This window comes from Fictibacillus sp. 7GRE50 (genome assembly GCF_015903875.1).
Taxonomy (GTDB): Bacteria; Bacillota; Bacilli; order Bacillales; family Fictibacillaceae; genus Fictibacillus; species Fictibacillus phosphorivorans.
The window spans coordinates 436,743-455,631 of the sequence record NZ_JACZDW010000002.1 but is presented as its reverse complement, the minus strand read 5'-3'; the positions used below and the strand labels follow the sequence as shown (position 1 = coordinate 455,631).

General features: G+C 39.1%; 20 protein-coding genes. 19 read left to right on the top strand and 1 reads right to left on the bottom strand.

Features of this window, described 5'->3' with window-relative positions; translation table 11 throughout:
* Positions 1–8: 8 nt before the first annotated feature.
* The 12 genes from IHV12_RS09500 (at position 9) to IHV12_RS09445 (ending at position 11,536) form a co-directional block, all read left to right on the top strand.
* Positions 9–1,502, top strand: coding sequence for a pyridoxal phosphate-dependent decarboxylase family protein (locus IHV12_RS09500; protein WP_197190705.1), 1,494 nt, complete (start codon positions 9–11; stop codon positions 1,500–1,502).
* Positions 1,499–3,286: an IucA/IucC family protein gene (locus tag IHV12_RS09495; protein WP_197190704.1), complete on the top strand. Its 1,788-nt coding sequence runs from the start codon at positions 1,499–1,501 to the stop codon at positions 3,284–3,286. The genes IHV12_RS09500 and IHV12_RS09495 overlap by 4 nt, the downstream gene beginning before the upstream one ends.
* Positions 3,287–3,302: 16 nt before the next feature.
* Positions 3,303–3,854: a GNAT family N-acetyltransferase gene (locus tag IHV12_RS09490; RefSeq protein WP_197128150.1), complete on the top strand. Its 552-nt coding sequence runs from the start codon at positions 3,303–3,305 to the stop codon at positions 3,852–3,854.
* Positions 3,829–5,178 carry a lysine N(6)-hydroxylase/L-ornithine N(5)-oxygenase family protein gene (locus IHV12_RS09485; protein ID WP_197190703.1) on the top strand — a complete coding sequence of 450 codons (1,350 nt, stop codon included), beginning with the start codon at positions 3,829–3,831 and terminating at the stop codon, positions 5,176–5,178. The genes IHV12_RS09490 and IHV12_RS09485 overlap by 26 nt, the downstream gene beginning before the upstream one ends.
* Positions 5,154–6,359, top strand: coding sequence for an MFS transporter (locus IHV12_RS09480; protein WP_197190702.1), 1,206 nt, complete (start codon positions 5,154–5,156; stop codon positions 6,357–6,359). Before IHV12_RS09485 ends, IHV12_RS09480 begins: the two co-directional genes overlap by 25 nt.
* Complete coding sequence (locus tag IHV12_RS09475) at positions 6,343–8,148, top strand: IucA/IucC family protein (protein ID WP_197190701.1); 1,806 nt, start codon at positions 6,343–6,345, stop codon at positions 8,146–8,148. The genes IHV12_RS09480 and IHV12_RS09475 overlap by 17 nt, the downstream gene beginning before the upstream one ends.
* A 62-nt stretch (positions 8,149–8,210) precedes the next feature.
* On the top strand, positions 8,211–8,363 hold the full coding sequence (locus tag IHV12_RS09470; RefSeq protein WP_197190700.1) for a hypothetical protein: 153 nt from the start codon (positions 8,211–8,213) through the stop codon (positions 8,361–8,363).
* 56 nt (positions 8,364–8,419) lie between these two features.
* Entirely contained in the window at positions 8,420–8,611 is a 192-nt protein-coding gene (locus IHV12_RS22630) for a DUF2500 family protein (RefSeq protein ID WP_197190902.1), read from the top strand.
* Between the two features lie 17 nt (positions 8,612–8,628).
* Complete coding sequence (locus IHV12_RS09460) at positions 8,629–9,432, top strand: GNAT family N-acetyltransferase (RefSeq protein ID WP_197190699.1); 804 nt, start codon at positions 8,629–8,631, stop codon at positions 9,430–9,432.
* Positions 9,422–9,724 carry a DUF2087 domain-containing protein gene (locus tag IHV12_RS09455; protein WP_197190698.1) on the top strand — a complete coding sequence of 101 codons (303 nt, stop codon included), beginning with the start codon at positions 9,422–9,424 and terminating at the stop codon, positions 9,722–9,724. Before IHV12_RS09460 ends, IHV12_RS09455 begins: the two co-directional genes overlap by 11 nt.
* 25 nt (positions 9,725–9,749) lie before the next feature.
* Positions 9,750–10,760 carry a phosphotransferase gene (locus IHV12_RS09450; RefSeq protein ID WP_197190697.1) on the top strand — a complete coding sequence of 337 codons (1,011 nt, stop codon included), beginning with the start codon at positions 9,750–9,752 and terminating at the stop codon, positions 10,758–10,760.
* An 89-nt stretch (positions 10,761–10,849) separates the two neighbouring features.
* Positions 10,850–11,536: a YqcI/YcgG family protein gene (locus tag IHV12_RS09445; RefSeq protein ID WP_137790788.1), complete on the top strand. Its 687-nt coding sequence runs from the start codon at positions 10,850–10,852 to the stop codon at positions 11,534–11,536.
* A gap of 17 nt (positions 11,537–11,553) precedes the next feature.
* Here the strand turns inward: IHV12_RS09445 and IHV12_RS09440 are convergent, their stop codons facing one another.
* Positions 11,554–12,102: a GNAT family N-acetyltransferase gene (locus tag IHV12_RS09440; protein WP_197190696.1), complete on the bottom strand. Its 549-nt coding sequence runs from the start codon at positions 12,100–12,102 to the stop codon at positions 11,554–11,556.
* Positions 12,103–12,364: 262 nt separating this feature from the next.
* Here IHV12_RS09440 and IHV12_RS09435 point away from each other — a divergent pair, with 262 nt between their 5' ends.
* The 7 genes from IHV12_RS09435 to IHV12_RS09405 all read left to right on the top strand — a co-directional run bounded on the left by IHV12_RS09435 (position 12,365) and on the right by IHV12_RS09405 (position 18,880).
* Positions 12,365–13,207, top strand: a complete 843-nt coding sequence (locus tag IHV12_RS09435) for a DUF4037 domain-containing protein (RefSeq protein WP_197190695.1) — start codon at positions 12,365–12,367, stop codon at positions 13,205–13,207.
* Between the two features lie 240 nt (positions 13,208–13,447).
* Positions 13,448–14,224: an NUDIX hydrolase gene (locus tag IHV12_RS09430; RefSeq protein ID WP_197190694.1), complete on the top strand. Its 777-nt coding sequence runs from the start codon at positions 13,448–13,450 to the stop codon at positions 14,222–14,224.
* A 72-nt stretch (positions 14,225–14,296) separates the two neighbouring features.
* Positions 14,297–14,845, top strand: a complete 549-nt coding sequence (locus tag IHV12_RS09425) for a cysteine hydrolase family protein (RefSeq protein ID WP_197190901.1) — start codon at positions 14,297–14,299, stop codon at positions 14,843–14,845.
* Positions 14,846–14,871: 26 nt separating this feature from the next.
* Complete coding sequence (locus tag IHV12_RS09420) at positions 14,872–16,359, top strand: nicotinate phosphoribosyltransferase (RefSeq protein ID WP_197190693.1); 1,488 nt, start codon at positions 14,872–14,874, stop codon at positions 16,357–16,359.
* The gene (gene nadD, locus IHV12_RS09415; protein ID WP_197127053.1) at positions 16,352–16,966 is read left to right on the top strand and encodes a nicotinate (nicotinamide) nucleotide adenylyltransferase; all 615 of its coding nucleotides are present in this window, start codon (positions 16,352–16,354) and stop codon (positions 16,964–16,966) included. Before IHV12_RS09420 ends, nadD begins: the two co-directional genes overlap by 8 nt.
* Positions 16,967–16,981: 15 nt before the next feature.
* Complete coding sequence (nadE, locus tag IHV12_RS09410; RefSeq protein ID WP_197190692.1) at positions 16,982–17,800, top strand: ammonia-dependent NAD(+) synthetase; 819 nt, start codon at positions 16,982–16,984, stop codon at positions 17,798–17,800.
* A gap of 213 nt (positions 17,801–18,013) precedes the next feature.
* Entirely contained in the window at positions 18,014–18,880 is an 867-nt protein-coding gene (locus IHV12_RS09405) for a dimethylarginine dimethylaminohydrolase family protein (RefSeq protein ID WP_197127055.1), read from the top strand.
* Positions 18,881–18,889: the final 9 nt, after the last annotated feature.

Below are 18,889 nucleotides of genomic sequence, written 5' to 3'. Positions count from 1 at the left end.
GGTGCTAGATGAATACAACTGATTTTGATCGCTTTTTTCTTAACGATAGCGGAGCGGGGATACAAAGTTTTCAGCAAACCATTCTTGAAACTCAGCATCTGTTAAGTGGATTTTATAAAGATAATTCAGATGCTTATAACGGTTTATTTCCTACTGAGATCGAGACAGAGATAAATGAACTATCTCTCACTTCGAGTGACGGAGAAGAACCGTTAACCGTACTAAAAGATGTTATGGAGAAAATTGTGAGAAACAGCATACATGTTTCTCATCCGACGAGCATGGGACACCTACATTGTCCACCTCTTATCCCAGCCATTGCAGCTGAATTGATCATCGGAGCACTAAATCAATCAATGGATTCTTGGGATCAAAGCTCAACGGCTACTTATTTAGAAGAGCGATTGATCAAATGGGTAAGTAACAAGCTTATCCTTTCATCTTCAGCAGATGGGACATTTACGAGTGGTGGTACTCAATCGAACTATATGGGGCTTCTACTCGCTCGTGATTTCTTTTGTGATAAACGATGGGGATGGAATGTTAAAGTTCACGGATTGCCACCAGAGTCGCATAAGCTTCGTATCTTATGTTCAGAAGATGCCCACTTTACCGTGAAGAAGTCAGCGTTTCAACTTGGACTAGGTGAACAGGCAGTCGTAACGGTTGAAACGGATGAAAATAAAAAGATGAATACTGCTAAATTAAGAGAAGAAATTGAGCGCTTGAGAAGTGGCGGACTTGTCCCGATGTGTATAGTTGCAACGGCCGGGACAACGGATTTCGGCAGTATCGACCCGATTCAAGAGGTTGCAGCTATTGCTCAAAACCATGGATTATGGCTTCATGTTGATGCAGCTTACGGGGGTGCGTTACTTCTTAGTAAAAAGCATTTTCATAAGTTAACAGGAATTGAGCGAGCAGATTCCATTACGATAGACTTTCATAAGCAGTTTTATCAACCAATAAGCTGTGGAGCTTTCTTCGTAAAAGATAGAGCAAATTTCAAATATATTGCACATCATGCAGACTATTTGAATCCTGAGAACGACGAACAAGATGGACTCGTTCACCTAGTGAGCAAATCGGTTCAAACGACAAGGCGTTTTGACGCGTTGAAGCTCTTCATGTCATTACGAATCGTTGGCGAAAAGAACTTTGCCAGCATGATTGATTATACGCTTCATCTTGCGAATCAGGCAGCAGGGGTAATGGATCAGAACCCACAGATTGAAGTGTGTAACGTAAATCCCGAAATTAATGCTATTGTATTTCGTTATACTGACGCACCAACTGATTCATTAGATGAACTGAATACTTATATCTACAAAAAAATTCTTCATACAGGAACAGCTTTAGTCGCGAAAACAAAAGTGAAGGATGAAGTCTTTTTAAAGTTTACTTTACTGAATCCACGTACAACAATCGTGGATATTGAAGATATTCTTCATAGCATTACTCAATTTGCAGCAGAGTACGAAAACAGGGGGATCACCCAATGACAAATCATAAACAACAAGCAGAAAATGCGAGCATACAGAGCTTCTTAAATTGTTATCTTCGAGAAACACAAGCATTTGTTACCTTTGAAGATACGGTTGATCATTTAGGATGGAGTGGGGAGACGCCGGACAGATGGGTGAAGATTGAACTTAGGAATCAAGGTTCAGCAATCTTTGCGGCAATCAAGCATTGGTCTTTAACAGGCAGACATTTGTTTCACTTTCCTATTCTTTATCAAAACAATGAAAACGTGATAAAACTCGATTACATTTCGCTTGTTGCCATTCTTTCAAAAGAATTGTTGCTAAAACAAGATCGTGAGGATGCAGAAGATGAATTGATGCTGCGGACGATTTTAAGTAAAAAGAACATACAACGGTACCTAGAAGCACGTGAAGGTGACTCCGTGAATTTAGAAAGCAGTGAGTTTACATTCATTGAAGCAGAGCAGTCGCTTTTGTTTGGTCATCTGCTTCATCCGACTCCAAAAAGCAAGCAAGGCATGAGTGATGAAGAGGAATCTCTCTATTCCCCAGAACTTAAGGGAACGTTCCAGCTCCATTTCTTTCAAGCGGACAAGTCGATCGTCGATCAGGATACTGCAGATGAAGTGACAGCAGAAGAAATAACTCGGACGCTACTACAACGGGATGAGGAGTTCGTCAAACAGATAGAGATTAATGATGAGTCAGTCTTCATACCTGTTCATCCTTTACAAGTTCAAGTTCTACTGAATGATACGTTTGTTCAAACTTTAATCAAAGACGGTAAGTTGAGCTACATCGGTCCATTCGGTGAGCTGTTCTCGGCAACATCATCAATGCGTTCTGTTTACAGCCACAATTTTAAATATATGTTCAAGTTCTCTGTACCTGTGAAGATTACAAATTCACTGCGCGTTAATCTTGAAAAAGAACTGCATAGAGGGGTAGAAGTTTCTCGACTCATGCAATCGATAATCGGACAAGAGATGAAGGAGATCTACCCATCGTTTCAGATCATAAAAGATCCCGCATTCTTAAATATCCCTACAAATAAAGAGACATCTGGATTTGAAGTGGTGATCAGAGAGAATCCTTTTTACGAGAATGATAGAAATGCAAGTTTAGTAGCAGGTCTTTGTCAGGACCACGGTTTTGGAGGGAACTCTAGAATTGCTTCAATCATTCATGACATCGCTCAAAGAGAGAACAGAACGACAGAAGAAGTCAGTAAAGATTGGTTCCAGCAATATTTATCAATCGCTCTAGATCCGATGCTGTGGCTGTACGAAAGATACGGTGTAGCACTTGAAGCGCATCAGCAGAACTCGATCGTCCAAATGGAGAATGGCTATCCGAAGCGTTTTTATTACCGTGATAATCAAGGTTACTATTACAGCGAATCAAAAGCCGATCTGCTCGTTGAACAGCTTCCAAGCCTAAATCGTAAGAGTGTAACGATCTGCAGTGACGAGGTCGCGATCGAACGGTTCCGTTATTATTTCTTCATGAACCATCTCTTTGGTCTCATCAACGGATTTGGAACCGCAAATCTTGTCGCAGAAGAAGAACTTATGGACATGCTACGTCATCGTTTGAAACACCATGATACGTTAACAGACGGAAAGTCAGGCCTGATCAGAAGCTTACTAGATGCGGAAGAACTTCCGTGTAAAGCGAACTTACTTACTCGTTTTCATGATATGGATGAGCTTGTTGGTTCTCTGGAAACACAGTCTGTCTACACAAAGATCCCAAACCCATTACAAAAGGTGATGAAAACAGATGCAGCCAGAATTTAGTTTCTATGATCACACCATCCAAAAGACGTTATCGTATGTAAAAGTAGATTTGGAGCGGGATGTATCACTTCTCCATAAGTGGCAGCAGCAACCGTATGTGATTCCATACTGGAAACTGGATGTCTCGTTTGAAGAATACAGAAAGCACTTAGAAACTTTCCTGGCTGATCAGCATCAAACGCTGTATATGGGATTAATAGATGGAGTTCCGATGAGCTATTGGGAAGCATACTGGGTAAAAGGAGATGTGGTAGAGAAGAGCTATGATCCACATCCTAAAGACCAGGGAATTCATCTTTTGATCGGAGAAGAATCTTTTATTGGGAAGGGTTACGCACTTCCCTTATTACGTGCCATCGTACATTATCAGTTTTTATCAAAAGGGACTGAGAAAGTAATCGCTGAACCTGATATTCAAAATGAGAAGATGATACATGTGTTTGAAAGGTGCGGCTTTGAAAAAGTGAAGCCGATCGAATTGCCGGATAAGACCGGGATGCTCATGTATTGTCATAGAGAAACGTTCGAGAGGAGATGGAGAGATGTCTTTCAAACCATCACAACATAAAGAGATATATGACATCATCGGTGTCGGCATCGGTCCATTCAACCTTGGGCTAGCGGGGATGCTAGATGAAACAGAAGGTAAAAAAGCGCTCTTTTTTGAAAAGAAAACAGAATTCAACTGGCATAAAGGAATGCTGATCGATGGTACGACACTACAAGTACCATTCTTTGCAGATCTAGTTAGTATGGCTAATGTGAGAAGCAAATACACGTTTCTAAACTATCTGCAGAAACATGATAGACTATACCACTTTTATTTCTTAGAGAACTTTCATATCCCGAGAAAAGAATACAACCACTATTGCCGTTGGGTAGCGAGTCAGCTTGATTCTTGCTCATTTGGTATGGGAGTTGAACACATTCAACCGGTTGAAGATGCGGAGAGCTCGGTATACGAAGTGAGTGTAGAGTCTTTAGAAACCGGGGAAACACAGACGTACTATACGAAGCATCTTGCTGTCGGCATCGGTACGATTCCATCTATACCTTCGCATATAGAGAAGAAACTTGGTGCAAAGGTCATCCACTCTTCACAATACTTAGATCGAAAAGAAGAGATTCTTAACGCAAATTCAGTTACAGTCGTCGGTTCTGGTCAGAGTGCAGCAGAAGTGTTTTATGATCTAGCACAGCATCAGGATAATGACTCTTATTCTTTAAACTGGTTCACGCGATCAAAAGGATTTTTCCCAATGGAATATTCGAAGCTTGGTCTTGAATATTTTTCACCCGATTATACGAATTTCTTTTACAACCTCCCTTCTTCAAAGAAGGATGAGCTTTTGAAAAAGCAAGACCTTCTCTACAAAGGGATCAGCATGGACACGATCGCGGATATTTATGATCTGCTTTATGAAAAATCAGTTGGACAACATAAGCCTGATATTCACCTACAGGCGATGACCGAACTTGTTCATCTTGAAAGAAGTGAAGATACTCACTTGCTTACACTTCGTCAGAACGTAACAGGGGAAGTGTTTGAATTGAAATCTGATGTCATCGTGTTAGGGACAGGCTATGCTCCAGCATTTCCGCATTTCTTAATGAAGATGCAGGATCAGATTCAATGGGATTCTAAGAATCGCTATCAGATTACTAGTGATTATCGTTTGGAGACAAAGGGTCTGCAAAATAACCACATCTTTATTCAAAACGGAGAGCTTCACACTCACGGTGTAGGTGCTCCAGATCTTGGTCTCGGCGCACATAGAAACGCAGTTATTATCAATACGCTATTTGAGAAGGAAATGTATCCTGTTACTACAAAAAATGTGTTTCAGAATTTTGGAACGGAACCTTCATGGAAACCAGCAACCGTTCGTTAAACCTTTTTTTATTAAGCTGTGTCTTTCTATTCGTATGCACAGAAGTATTACTATCGCCTTTTTATCCTCAATTTTTTAAAAAGGTATATGGCATAAATGATCCGGACCTGACAGGGTTCTACATTATGACGTGCAGACTCGTCGTTGTAGTCTTTACTCCGATCTGGGGATTGATCGCCTACAAAAGTAATAACAGCTCTACCTTATTGATCATCGGACAATGGGGAACAGGAATTTCCTGCTTTCTGATGGCGATCTCACAAAGCTTTGAAATGTTTGTAGCAGCGAGTGTACTTTTATTGATCTTTAAGAGCAGCTACTTTCTGTTGTATACCATTTTAATCTCTGAGAATCGAAATTCTACAACAGGGGCAGCAGCCAGCTATCATGCCGTTTTACAAGGTGCGATCGTTACAGCGACTATTCTGTCTGGATGGGTTATAGGAATGGATAATCCTTTACTGATCTTTTGGATCGTTGGAATTATTGAATGTTTAATGGCAGTCTTTAGTCTATTTTTCTTAAAAAAAGTAAACAAAAACGTAATTGTAGAATCAGATTTAAAACAAACAAATCATCGAAGCTTAATAACTCAATTCTTGTTTTTTGGAATTATCGTTTTAACGCTTCATCTTGCAGTAAATATGATCCGGCCATTTTTTACAACATACACGGAAAATGTCTACAGCACGAATACGATGATGAGCAGTTGGTTGTATTTGATTCCGAGTCTGATGGCAATCGTCACATTGCCTCTCACAAAAAAATACAGTGAACGGTTAGGATGGTACGGCTATGTTGGTGCGGCGAGCATGATTATTGTCGGTTTGTTTCTTCAAGGAATCGAAACGAGTATCGCGGGACTCATCTTTTTCCGCTGTATGTTCGGTATAGGTGCTGCGTGGTGTCTTGCAAAAATAGACGTATTTATCTTTAAGTGGAGTGTTAATATGCATGGAGACTATAGCAAAATCTCAGCGATTCAAAATGTAGGGTTGCTGCTAGCTCCAGTCGCGGCATCATCCATTGTTAACACCCGTTCAATATCAGCAGTATTTACTTTTGCTAGTTTGTTCGTCGTTCTCCACTTACTTATTTTTTTATGGGGAACGTACTCGAGAGAAAGAAACAAAGCAAAATTGCACTTACATAAGGAGGAAGAACATGCTTTATATAAATGAAACAGAGTCCATGCTAAAAAAAGATACGTGGGAAAAAGTGAACAAAAATTTGTTAGCTAAGATGCTTGCAGAATATATGTATGAAGAGATGATTTTCCCAGAGCAAGAAGATGGGGGATACATTTTTACTGTGAACGAAGAACGCAAATATCGTTTTACTGCCCAAAAACGTTTATTTGAAAGCTTTGATGTAGATCCGGAATCAATCGAAGTGCTTGAGAATGGTGAATGGAAATCTGCAATCCATGCGATTCGCTTTTTGATGGATATTCAGCCGATGATCGGCATGTCCTCCGAAACAGCGGGTCACCTTATCAAGGAACTAAACCATACACTTATTGCCGATGCGAATCTTTTAAACAATCATAAAAGAACGTCTGACCAATTAGTAGATCTTGATTATGCCGAGCTTGAGGGAGAGATGTCAGGTCATCCATGGATCACGTACAACAAAGGTCGTATCGGTTTTGGATTCGATGACTATAACAAATACGCTCCTGAAAATCAGAATGAAACAAAGCTGTTCTGGATTGCCGTTCATCGCGATCGTGCTCAGTTTCAATCTGTACAAGAACTTCATTATGAAAAACTTTTAATGAGAGAACTAGATGGTGTTCTTGTTCAGCGCTTTAACGAGATTTTACGAGAGAACGGGAAATTACCGCTAGATTATTATTTTATGCCAGTACATGAATGGCAATGGAATAACGTTTTAGTTCAAAATTTTGCTGAGGATCTAGCGACAGGCATGATTGTTCCTTTAGAAGAAGGAACGGATCATTACTTGCCACAACAGTCTGTTCGAACGTTTGTTAATGTGACAAACCCGTTGAAATCTCATGTCAAGCTTCCGATGAGTATTTTAAACACGCTTGTGTATCGTGGACTTCCGTCAGAACGAACACTGATCGCACCTCGCGTTACAGAGCACATCAAAGGAATTTTTGAAGGTGACAGTTTCTTACGTGACGAATGTGAAGTGGTCCTTCCGGGAGAGGTTGCGAGCATTAATGTAGATCACCCTCACTATAGCCAGCTAAAAGGAGCACCTTATCAATATCTGGAGATGTTAGGAACAATCTGGCGTGAAAGTATCTACACGTATCTAAAAGACGGTGAACAACCGATCACGCTTGCTGCCCTTCATCATGTTGATGGAAACGGAAAGCCTTATGTACAAAGTCTTATTGAAAAGTCTGGGTTAACTGCTGACGAATGGATGAAGAAGTTCTTTGGTGTTGTGATGCCACCGTTGCTTCATTTCCTTTATCAATATGGAACAGTCTTTTCACCGCATGGTCAGAACACGATACTGATCTTAAAAGATTACCAGCCTGAGAGGTTAGCAGTAAAAGATTATGTAGATGACGTGAATATTTCAGATCAGCCTTTCAAAGAGTTAGAGGGTGTAACAGAGGAGCTGCGCGCTGTATTACGAAGTGAACCACCTGAAGGTTTAACGCAATTTATTTTCACGGGACTATTTATCTGTCATCTGCGTTATCTCTCAAACGTAATGGTACGTAACGGTTTAATAGAAGAAAAAGCATTCTGGTCACATTTGGTAGACAGTATTGAATCGTACCAAGCAAGATTCTCACATCTAGAAGATCGTTTTAAGCTGTTTGATTTCTTTAAGCCAGAGCTTACAAAGCTATGTTTGAACCGAAATAGAATGGTAGATTACGGATATGGAGATGGAGATGACCGTCCACATGCCTCTGAGTTTGGAAAAGTACGAAATGCACTTTATGAAATTCGCCAAAACAAAGAGATGGCTGTTCAATAATTAGAAAATGAGGACTTCCCTGGTAAACGGGAAGTCCTTTTTTTGTGCTTTTAGGTGATGAGTTGCGATTTACCGGTGGAAAGAGCGATCGTTCGGGTGGTGAGTTCACAGTTACAGGTGGTTACGATATGTCTACAGGTAGAAAGAGACCATTTACCGGCGAACGTGTGACCGAAATAAAAACACGTACCGTAAAATGCAAGTATTTAATCTGAACCTTCTGTTTTTTTATTCCTGTATGTAATATTATGGTAGGTGGGTATTGTGAGGGATAACGAAAAGAAGCGGTGGTTCTAACGAAACGTCTGCTTCAATATGGTATTACGCCTCGTTTCATGTGGAAGTGGGATCCGAATGGAGTTCCATGTATGGCATGTTAGTTGAAGGTGATCAAGGGACACTTACTTTTCAAGGCGCACGTTATCTAGGTTTTGAACGTAATAGCCCATCCCAATCTGTATAAGTTGAGGGTTTAAGAATATGAGAAGATTAAATCAAAGTGATCATGAAGATGTAATGAGACTTCTAAGTAAACGACCAGCAGAGAACCTGTTTACATTGTGGGGAATAGAAGCATATGGATACGAAGCAGATATTCAAACCCTATGGGGGCAGTTCGATTCCGATGGTGAGTTGAACGCTGTGCTGTGTAAATTTAAGAACAAATATACACCGTATTGGGAAACAGGTTGTAATGTGCAGGTAATTGCGGACATGATCAATGCCGATACAAACGAGAAACAAGTTAATGGAATAGAACGGTTAACGAAAGAGATAGAACCTTTGATTACAGAAGGTTACTCAAAACGCGAAAGTTATTATTATGCAAAATGTGACCCCACACCGAATCATAACCATTCTGATTCAGTCAGATGTTTAAGCGAAGAAGAAGTTCCTCGGCTCATCTCTTTTTATCAAGAAGTTCCTGAATTTAAGAGAGAATATAATCCTGAGTCTTTTATGGATCAGATGAGTAATGGGTGGTCTAGGATATTTGTTATCGAAGAAGATGACAAGTTGATTTCATCAGCATCTACAGTTTGCGAGACATCTGTCGCAGCAATGGTTTCAGGAGTTTGCACACTACCCGAAAAAAAGGGAAAAGGATTGGCAAGCATCTGTGTAGAACACCTGATGCATAACCTTTTTCAAGAAAACAAGACACTTACTTTATTCTATGACAATCCAGAGGCTGGCCGCATCTACAAGCGGTTAGGTTTTATAGACATTGAAAAATGGACGATCAATCACTGTAAAGAAAGGAATTACCAGAATGACAACTAGTCTAGATAGCTACCAAAAGAGTGTATTAAACGCATTTCTAAACAAAGAAGGACGATTGAAAAACATGCCTTCACAAAAGAAGAAAAAGCTAGTGGTGTTAGAATATTTAGTTCAGCAGCTGAATGACAACCAGTCCTATACGGAAAGAGAGATCAACGAATTTATTAAAACGTATCATGAAGATTTTTGTACCATTCGCAGAGAATTTATTGTGAACGGATACATGGACCGAGATGCGGGAAATTACATAAAAAGAGATGAAACACTTTGGACAAAATGGCAAGAACTCTAGTAACAGTTAGAAAGAAGTGAATGAAGTGGAGACTGGTATTTCGAATGAAAGTCTTTGGACTCATTTAAAAGAAGAAGCAGAAGCACGTTTTGGTTTTGAAGTGGATAAATGTACACCGATCGATCGAGGTTGGCTCAATCAAAAATGGAAGATAGAAACGAACCAAGGCGTTTTCCTAATCAAGCAATACAACAAAGAGCGGATGAAAAAGTACGACCTTCAAATGATACAATCAACCCTTCAAACACAAAATCGGTTGTTTTCATTAGGTTTAGTTTGTCCTGAGCTCTTGTCATATAAAGGTGATCTTTTACAGAAGTCGACAGAAGGTGAACGCTTTACCGTTATGCGTTTTATGGAAGGAATGTTAAATCCGCCTGGTAATGTTTCTAGTGAACAGATGCATTCTGTCGGTGAAGAAATTGGAAAGCTGCACGCGTTATTAAATGATGGAACATTAGAAGCAAAATCAGAAACGGTATTTAAGGTTCCTTCTATAGCAGTACGTGTGGAATATTGGCAATCTGAAATCAATAAGTGTGATGAACAAGGATTAGATCATGTCCGTTCTTTGATGGAACTTCAAATGGCTGCAACCTTAGCGTTTAATATAGAGCTGTTTGGAAATCTCACCCCTGGCTGGTGCCATCGTGACCTTTGGGTAGATAACTTGCTGTTTTCGGGTGATTACATATCGGCAATTCTCGATTTTGATCGAATGAACTATGACTTCTTAGAATTGGATATAGGCAGACTGATCATCTCAACATGTCTGCAAAATAATACATTAAATCGTAAAGCTGTCCAGGCATTTCTTAAAGGATACAATAATACAAATGAATTATCAGTTGAAAGATTAGTGATAGCTTTAAAATTAGTATGGTACATGGAAAGTACGTGGTGGATCGATGTCACTCCTCATGAAGGAGAGCCTCCGAAACGATTTCAGCAAGAAATGGTCTGGTTAGCCCGTCATCTACAACAATTAGAGCGAATGATGGACTGGAAAAAAGAAGAAGTAACATTCATGTTTTAACAAAGTAGCTTAAGGGAAATTCCTCATTAACAGATTAGAGGAGTGGTTGAGTGGAGACGAAACAATTATGTTTGCTGAAAAAAGAAGATATGACGAATCCAGAAAAAGTACCAGCTTGGGTGATAGAAGAGTATAAGACTTTTCATGAGACGGTGACCAACAAGACCTTTCCTTGTTATTTTGGAATGGCTGCTGAGAATAAGGGGGAGCTTCGTTATGCCTATGTGACGCATGATGATTGGTCGAACCTTCCTGAAGCGATTCGAGAGTTTAACAAACTTTTTGACGCACCTAAATTGATTCGTCACGGACTATTTGTGTTTGTTGAGCCGGAGAAAGAAGAGAAAGACATTCCGTATTACCGCGATTATTTTTGGAAAATGCTTCAGTCACTGCACGAAACAGATAATCAACCTTGGCCAGAGCATATACCGAAAGATCCGGACCATCACTTATTCGCTTTTTCATTTGATAATGAGCCTTATTTCGTATTCGGAAACGCGCCCGCATACAAACAAAGAAAAACAAGAGATCTTGGGAATAGCTTAGTTCTCGGATTCCAGCCTCGCCGCATTTTTGAAGGATTAGAAGGTACTTCACCAGGCGGAGCGATGTCTCGGGAAAAAGTTCGAGAGCGGGTAGAGAAGTGGGATAATCTTCCGAAACACCCGAACATCAGTCATTATGGGGACCCTGAACACCGTGAATGGAAACAATACTTTATTGGAGACGATGTTGAACCGATAGCGGGAAAATGTCCGTTTCATCATAAATAAAACGTAGAAAAGGGCTCTTAACCGAGTCCTTTTTTCTTTGTCCATTCGTGCTCTAGCATACTGAATAACAAAGAGTCACGCCATCCGTCATTTAGCATGATGGTTTGCCGCATTTTTCCCTCTAACTTCATATCTAATTTCATCAAAACTTTCTCTGATGCTCTATTTCTGGGGTCACATGTTGCAAAAATGCGATGAAGCAGCAGAACTTCAAAACCGAACTTAAGCAATAGTTGCCCGGTTTCTGTTGCGAATCCTTTTCCCCAATAATCAGGATGAATCACATAACCGATCTCACCCACACGATTTGTCAAAGAGGTGATCTGTAGTTCTCCAGCTCCGATCAACATCTGTGATTGATTTTCAACAGTTGCAAACGCATATCGTCCACGAGGATTTTTCTTTGCATCGTTAATAACTTCATTCACATAAGTAATAGAATCATTTTCGTCATTCGGTCCCCATGGCTGGTATTGAGACACAATTTCTTGTGAGGCATACTTATGAACATTTATCCAATCTTCAGCTACCATCTCTCGAAAAGAAATTCTTTTTGTATGTAACATCGATTGATCCCACCGTTCTCTGTTAAAGTTTTCTATAAATTTTACATGTAAAGTCAGCCCACGCCTATTTGAGGTCGCTAATTCTAATTACTTGCCAAGGGTTAAACATCGTTTGACCATGTTTGTTAAATGCATGTTCTTCACTTAACAGATAAGTAGCAGATAAATGTTTAAACTATGATAATCTAATACTATCAATAATTCACATATGTTAGTAGACTTCAGAAACAAGTGAAGATAGATGAAAGTGGGAGAGTTGATATTGAATCTAAAAGATAAGGCTAGTAAAATGGCAGCTATTTATAAAGAAAATAAAAAAGTGCAGGCTGTATTATTGGCAGGGTCTGTTTCAAGAGGCTGGGAAGACAAGCATTCAGATATTGAACTAAATATTTTCTGGTCAGAACCTCCGACTGATGACGATAGAATGTTTCCTATTCGCGAGGTAGATGGATCAATCATTGAGTTTCATCCGTTTGAAGAGGAAGAATGGGCAGAGAGCTATTTAACACCTCAAAATGTAAAGTTTGAGATCAGCAGTTTCTTAACAACTACAGCTAATACGTGGATAAAAGAAGTAGTGAAAGAGTTTGAAGTGGATTACGGCAAACAGTGCATGGCTTCATCCCTATTTTATGGAGTGAGTTTGTACGGAGATCGCGTGATTAGTGAAATGAAAAAAGAAGTGGAAGTGTATCCAGATCAATTAGCACAAAACATGATCAAAGAAAATCTAGCTTTATGGAGTAGGTGGAATAACCGTTATGCTCTATTGGATAGGAACGAGTGGATTATGTTGTATGATTTGATGGTGGGTGTTCAGAAGAAACTTCTTGGAACATTATTCGGTATGAATAAATTGTATATTCATCATCCGTCCTTTAAGTGGATGCATAAATATAGCGAGATCTTCACAATAAAGCCAGTTTATTTAGATGAGCGGCTATCTTCTATTCTCATTCAAAATGTTCATGAGAGTATAAAAGAATTAGAACTGTTGATTCGAGAAGTTTTTAACCTCGTGGAGAAACATTACCCTGACCTTCCATTTTTACCGGATTACAAAGAAAAGATGAGCTTTGTTCGACCGGAAAATAAAGGCTGATTCCAAGTATAAAAAAGCAGTTATGCACACACAATAGAAATAGCCATCCGGGTGGATTCGTCTTCTCGGGTGGTTTTTTATTTTTTTGTACGCTCATCGCCTGCCTCGCAAAAAGCGAGCAACGTGAACAAAAATCGATACAACAAAAAAAATAAAGTTTAACCGTTGACAAAAAGAGGTAAATAGAATATAAATAAATTAACAATAAACATTTTGTTAATTAAAAAAGGAGGTACACCATTGTCTAATAAGCAAGCTTTGAAACAATACGACATCAAAAAATATCGTACACCAGATGGTTACACTTCCGATATTTGCGTTTTTACAATAATCTCAGAAAAAAATGAGGCGTATAAACCTCCAACGATGGACCTTAAAATCATGCTGATTAAAAGAGCGGGACTTGATTCTGAAGGGAATTTGAACATCGAAGCAAACAAGTGGGCGATTCCTGGAGGTTTCGTGCAAGACGATGAAACAGGCTTTCAAGCAGCTAAACGAGAGCTAGAAGAAGAGACGAATATCTCTGGAATTCATATTAAACAATTTGGCGTTTACGACAAACCTGGTCGAGATCCTAGAGGATGGATCATCTCGAACGCACATTATGCGATTGTTCCTGATACGTATCTATCGCTAAGAAAAGCACAAGATGATGCGGCAGATATTGAGTTGTTCTCAATAAAAGATGTGCAGAAACTGGACCTGGCATTCGATCATGAACAAATCATTGGAGATGCGATTCAAGTGATCACAAACGATTTATTGCAAACGACTGTAGCTAAAAACTTTCTGCCTGAAAACTTTACTTACTCTGAACTACAGGCCGTATTAAGAACTGTAACCGATGATCCTGCAATTTTAAGCGATCAGTCATTTTCAAGAAAGATTAAATCTCTTCCTTTTATTCAAGAAGTACAAGGAAAAACAACCACCAGAACATCAAAGAGAGCGACAAAACTTTATACATTTATTGAAATGGATATTTTAAAGCCGATCTATACAGCGCGATATTAACCAAATTTTTTTACGGATAATAATTAACGAATCGTTAATAGTTAACCAAAACAATATGAGGAGGAATTTATGATGAAAAAAGCTTTAATCAATATTGACTACACATTTGATTTTGTGGCAGATGAAGGTGCACTAACTTGTGGGAAACCAGGTCAGGATATTGAAAGTGAGATTACTTCTATCACGGAACAATTTATTAAAAACGATGATTTTGTCGTTTTTGCCATTGATCAGCATCATAGAGATGATAAGTTTCATCCGGAGAACGAGCTTTTTCCACCACATAACATTGAAGGAACACATGGTCGTGAGCTTTATGGATCTCTTCAAGAAGTTTATGAAACACATAAATCAAAATCGAATGTTTATTGGATGGATAAGACTCGATACAGTGCCTTCGCGGGAACAGATTTATTAATGAAGCTTCGCGAACGTGGTATTACAGAGGTTCACATCGTAGGAGTTTGCACAGACATCTGCTGTCTTCATACAGCTGTCGATGCTTACAATGCTGGACTTAAGATCGTTGTTCATGAAAAAGGGGTAGCGAGCTTCAACCAAGCAGGACATGAGTGGGCATTAGGACATTTTAAGAGTTGTTTGAACGCAAAAGTTATCTAAAAATCATTCACTTGGAGGTAATGAAAATGAACAATCAATATGCTGATGATAGCTTAACGCTCCACACAGATCTTTACCAGATTAATATGGCGGAAACATACTGGGAGGACAACATTCATAATAAAAAGGCTGTATTTGAAGTCTTCTTTCGTAAACTTCCTTTCGGGAACGGTTATGCTGTATTCGCTGGATTAGAAAGAATTATAGATTATTTGAAGAACTTTAAGTTTACAACAACTGATATTGATTACCTTCAAGAGGAACTAGGGTACGGAGAAGATTATTTGGAGTATCTGCAGCAAGTGAAATTTACGGGTACTGTTCGCTCAATGGTTGAGGGAGAACTGGTCTTTGCGAACGAACCTATCATACGAATAGAAGCACCATTAGCAGAGGCACAGCTAATTGAAACAGCTATCTTGAATATCGTAAACTATCAGACACTCATCGCTACAAAAGCATCCCGCATTAAACAAGTAGTTGGAGAAGAACGAGTGATGGAATTTGGAACACGCAGAGCACAAGAGTTGGATGCAGCGATTTGGGGAACGAGAGCCGCGTTTATCGGTGGTTTTGAAGCTACTTCTAATGTTAGAGCAGGAAAACGGTTCGGTATACCTGTTGCAGGTACTCACGCTCATGCTCTCGTCCAAACGTACCGTGATGAATACACAGCTTTCCATAAATATGCTCGACGTCACAAAGACTGTGTGTTTTTAGTCGATACGTATGATACATTGCGATCTGGAGTACCTACAGCGATTAAGGTTGCCAAAGAATTAGGAAACAAGATCAACTTTAAGGGAATTCGTTTAGATAGTGGAGATCTTGCTTACCTTTCAAAAGAGGCTAGAAAGATGCTTGACGAGGCAGGATTCACAGATACTAAGATTATTGCTTCAAATGATCTAGATGAGAATACGATTATTAATCTAAAAGCCCAAGGTGCAAAAATAGATTCTTGGGGAATCGGTACAAAACTAATCACTGCTTATGACCAGCCAGCTTTAGGAGCGGTCTACAAACTCGTCTCAATTGAAGACGAACAAGGAAATATGGTAGACACGATCAAAATCAGCGGAAATCCTGAAAAGGTAACGACTCCTGGTTTGAAAAAAGTTTATCGAATCATTAATACATTGAATAATAAATCTGAAGGCGACTATATTGCACTGGACAATGAAACGCCTCAAGAAGAACCTAGACTCAAAATGTTTCATCCTGTTCATACGTTTATCAGTAAATTTGTAACAAACTTTAAAGCGAAAGAGCTTCATCAAGATATTTTTGTAGAAGGTAATGTAGTCTACGAAACTCCCACTCTTAAAGAGATACAGCTCTTTGCAAAAGAAAACCTTGAAGTGCTATGGGACGAATACAAACGCACGATGCATCCGGAAGAATATCCTGTTGACCTTAGTCAAGAATGCTGGGATAACAAGATGAAGAACATACAGGAAGTACAAACAAAAGTTATGTTAGTCATGGAAAAAGGAGAACCTCACAATGGGTAAGATTGGAATCTATGGATCATCTTTTGACCCGATAACGAATGTACATCTATGGACAGCAAGTACTGTTGCACATCGCTGTAAACTAGATAAAGTGATTTTTCTACCATGCTCAAGTAAACGAAAAGATAAAACGATGAAAACCTCAGATGCTCATCGCTGGGAGATGCTTCAACTCGCAATATCTAATAATCATACATTTATAGCGGATGATCATGAAATGCTTCAAGAAGCTTGGGAAGTATACACGTATTACACGATGGAACATTTTAAAGAAAAATATCCTGATGATGAAGTGTACTTCATTATGGGAGCAGATCTGTTGGTTGATATTGCAGATGGTAAGTGGAAGTATGACCAAGAGTTAATCTCAAACAATAAGTTTATTGTGATGGCAAGGGACGAGATCAATATGGTGAAAACGATCTCTCGCTCTCCAATCCTAAGAAATCATGATGATGGTACAAAATTTCATCTGATCGATAAAGGACTGTCTATGGAAATCAGCAGCACTTATATCCGTGATGAATTTTCTAAAGGTGGCGAGCCAAGATATCTGTTGCCTGACGCTTGTTACGAATATATAAAAAAACATGATCTGTACAAGTGATAGGAGGAATGATTAATGTCTTTGCAGTTAAGAATTATGAGTGATCTCCATACAAAATCAAATATAGTAGCTTCGACTGAAATACGAAACAGATTAAACTTCTTAAAACAATACCTTGTTCAATCAAAAGCAAAAGGTTTCGTCCTAGGGATAAGTGGTGGCCAAGACTCTACATTAGCAGGGCGACTGGCACAGGTCGCAGTAGAAGAGCTAAGAGAATCAGGTTACATCGTGAAATTTGTTGCCGTTCGCCTGCCATACGGAACACAAAGAGATGAAGAGGATGCTGAGCTTGCACTGTCATTTATTAACCCTGATGAACGAATTTCTTTCAATGTTAAAGAAACAGTAGATGTTTTTTCAAAAAACTATAAAACGTATGTTTCACAGCCGCTTTCTGATTTTAATAAAGGAAATGTCAAAGCAAGAGTAAGGATGATCACACAGTATGCTGTAGCTGGTCAGGCAAACTTATTAGTGATAGGAACAGATCACGCCGCTGAAGCGATAACGGGATTTTTTACGAAATATGGAGATGGAGGGGCAGATATCCTTCCACTCGCCGGTTTAACAAAGCGTCAAGGTAAAATGCTGTTAAAAGAATTAGGAGCGCCAGAAAAATTGTTTGTCAAACAACCAACGGCTGACCTATTAGATGAAAAACCACAGCAAGCCGATGAAACAGAATTAGGTATAACGTACGATGAATTAGACGATTATCTAGAAGGAAAAGTCGTTGCTGATCAAACAGCAAAGCGAATTGAAGAACGTTATCTTCAAACTGAACATAAAAGACAGCTTCCCGCATCTCTTCATGATGAATGGTGGAAATAAATAATAACAGCTGATTCTAAAAGGTACTTACTTAGGGTACCTTTGAGTCAGCTGTTTTGTTGTATTTTCCTAAATATTTTTAAAAGAAGTTAACTTTTAGCTATTTTTGGAAAAAATATAAATAAACTAATGAAAGATGCAAAAAACGTTTACGGGACTATTGATTTAGGGAAGAGCCTTATAAATACCTTATGAGCGCATGGAGGATTATAGATGGCTACCGTAATAAAAGGAGAATACAAATACGTGAACTGTGATAGTGAATACGGCACATTAAAAAAAGTAATTGTGTGTGAACCGAGATATATGAAGATCGATGAAATTATTAATGAAACACAGCGCCATTTTGCTAAAGATAACATCAACATGAAACGAGCGATGAAACAGCATCAACTCTTCGTAGATACGATGAAAAAAAATGGTGTAGACGTTTATAAGCTTCCTGCGATGGAAAAGTTCCCAGAACAAGTTTTCACTCGCGATATAGGGTTTACGATCGGTGAAACCGTCTTCGTTTCCCGGATGGGAAGCAACATTAGAGATGGTGAAGAGAAGGTCTTGCGAAACTGGTTGTTAGAACACCAGATCAATCTTTCATTGATCGAAGGAGACAGGATTGAAGGTGGAGACGTAATCGTCCATGGTGATACCGTTTATATCGGGGTGAGTGGAAGAACGTCTGAGGAAACCATTCAAGAACTTCAATCACAGGTTCCTCATATGAATGTCGTAGCAGTTCCATTTGATCCTATCTATCTACATTTAGATTGTGTATTTAACATTTTGTCTGAAAAAGATGCTCTGATTTACAAACCAGCTTTCGAAGAAAAAGACTATCAGATGCTTGCTTCTACGTTTAATGTGATTGAAGTAGAGAAAGAAGAACAATTTACGTTGGGTACGAACGTGTTATCAATAGGAAACAAAAAGGTTTTGAGTCTTCCTATTAATGAAAACGTAAATAGGGCGCTTCGTGAAAGAGGTTATGAAATACTCGAAGTGGACATTTCTGAGATCATAAAATCAGGTGGATCTTTCCGCTGCTGTTCAATGCCTTTATATCGTGAAGAGATGCACTAAGGGTTTATG

What these genes read in the sequence shown, in the direction of transcription:
- nadE (WP_197190692.1), top strand. Translation starts at nt 16,982, where the DNA reads ATGTCTTTGCAGTTAAGAATTATGAGTGATCTCCATACAAAATCAAAT.
- IHV12_RS09420 (WP_197190693.1), top strand. Translation starts at nt 14,872, where the DNA reads ATGAACAATCAATATGCTGATGATAGCTTAACGCTCCACACAGATCTT.
- IHV12_RS09475 (WP_197190701.1), top strand. Translation starts at nt 6,343, where the DNA reads ATGCTTTATATAAATGAAACAGAGTCCATGCTAAAAAAAGATACGTGG.
- IHV12_RS09425 (WP_197190901.1), top strand. Translation starts at nt 14,297, where the DNA reads ATGAAAAAAGCTTTAATCAATATTGACTACACATTTGATTTTGTGGCA.
- IHV12_RS09445 (WP_137790788.1), top strand. Translation starts at nt 10,850, where the DNA reads ATGACGAATCCAGAAAAAGTACCAGCTTGGGTGATAGAAGAGTATAAG.
- IHV12_RS09480 (WP_197190702.1), top strand. Translation starts at nt 5,154, where the DNA reads ATGGAAACCAGCAACCGTTCGTTAAACCTTTTTTTATTAAGCTGTGTC.
- nadD (WP_197127053.1), top strand. Translation starts at nt 16,352, where the DNA reads ATGGGTAAGATTGGAATCTATGGATCATCTTTTGACCCGATAACGAAT.
- IHV12_RS09455 (WP_197190698.1), top strand. Translation starts at nt 9,422, where the DNA reads ATGACAACTAGTCTAGATAGCTACCAAAAGAGTGTATTAAACGCATTT.
- IHV12_RS09405 (WP_197127055.1), top strand. Translation starts at nt 18,014, where the DNA reads ATGGCTACCGTAATAAAAGGAGAATACAAATACGTGAACTGTGATAGT.
- IHV12_RS09460 (WP_197190699.1), top strand. Translation starts at nt 8,629, where the DNA reads ATGAGAAGATTAAATCAAAGTGATCATGAAGATGTAATGAGACTTCTA.
- IHV12_RS09440 (WP_197190696.1), bottom strand. Translation starts at nt 12,102, where the DNA reads ATGTTACATACAAAAAGAATTTCTTTTCGAGAGATGGTAGCTGAAGAT.
- IHV12_RS09485 (WP_197190703.1), top strand. Translation starts at nt 3,829, where the DNA reads ATGTCTTTCAAACCATCACAACATAAAGAGATATATGACATCATCGGT.
- IHV12_RS09500 (WP_197190705.1), top strand. Translation starts at nt 9, where the DNA reads ATGAATACAACTGATTTTGATCGCTTTTTTCTTAACGATAGCGGAGCG.
- IHV12_RS09495 (WP_197190704.1), top strand. Translation starts at nt 1,499, where the DNA reads ATGACAAATCATAAACAACAAGCAGAAAATGCGAGCATACAGAGCTTC.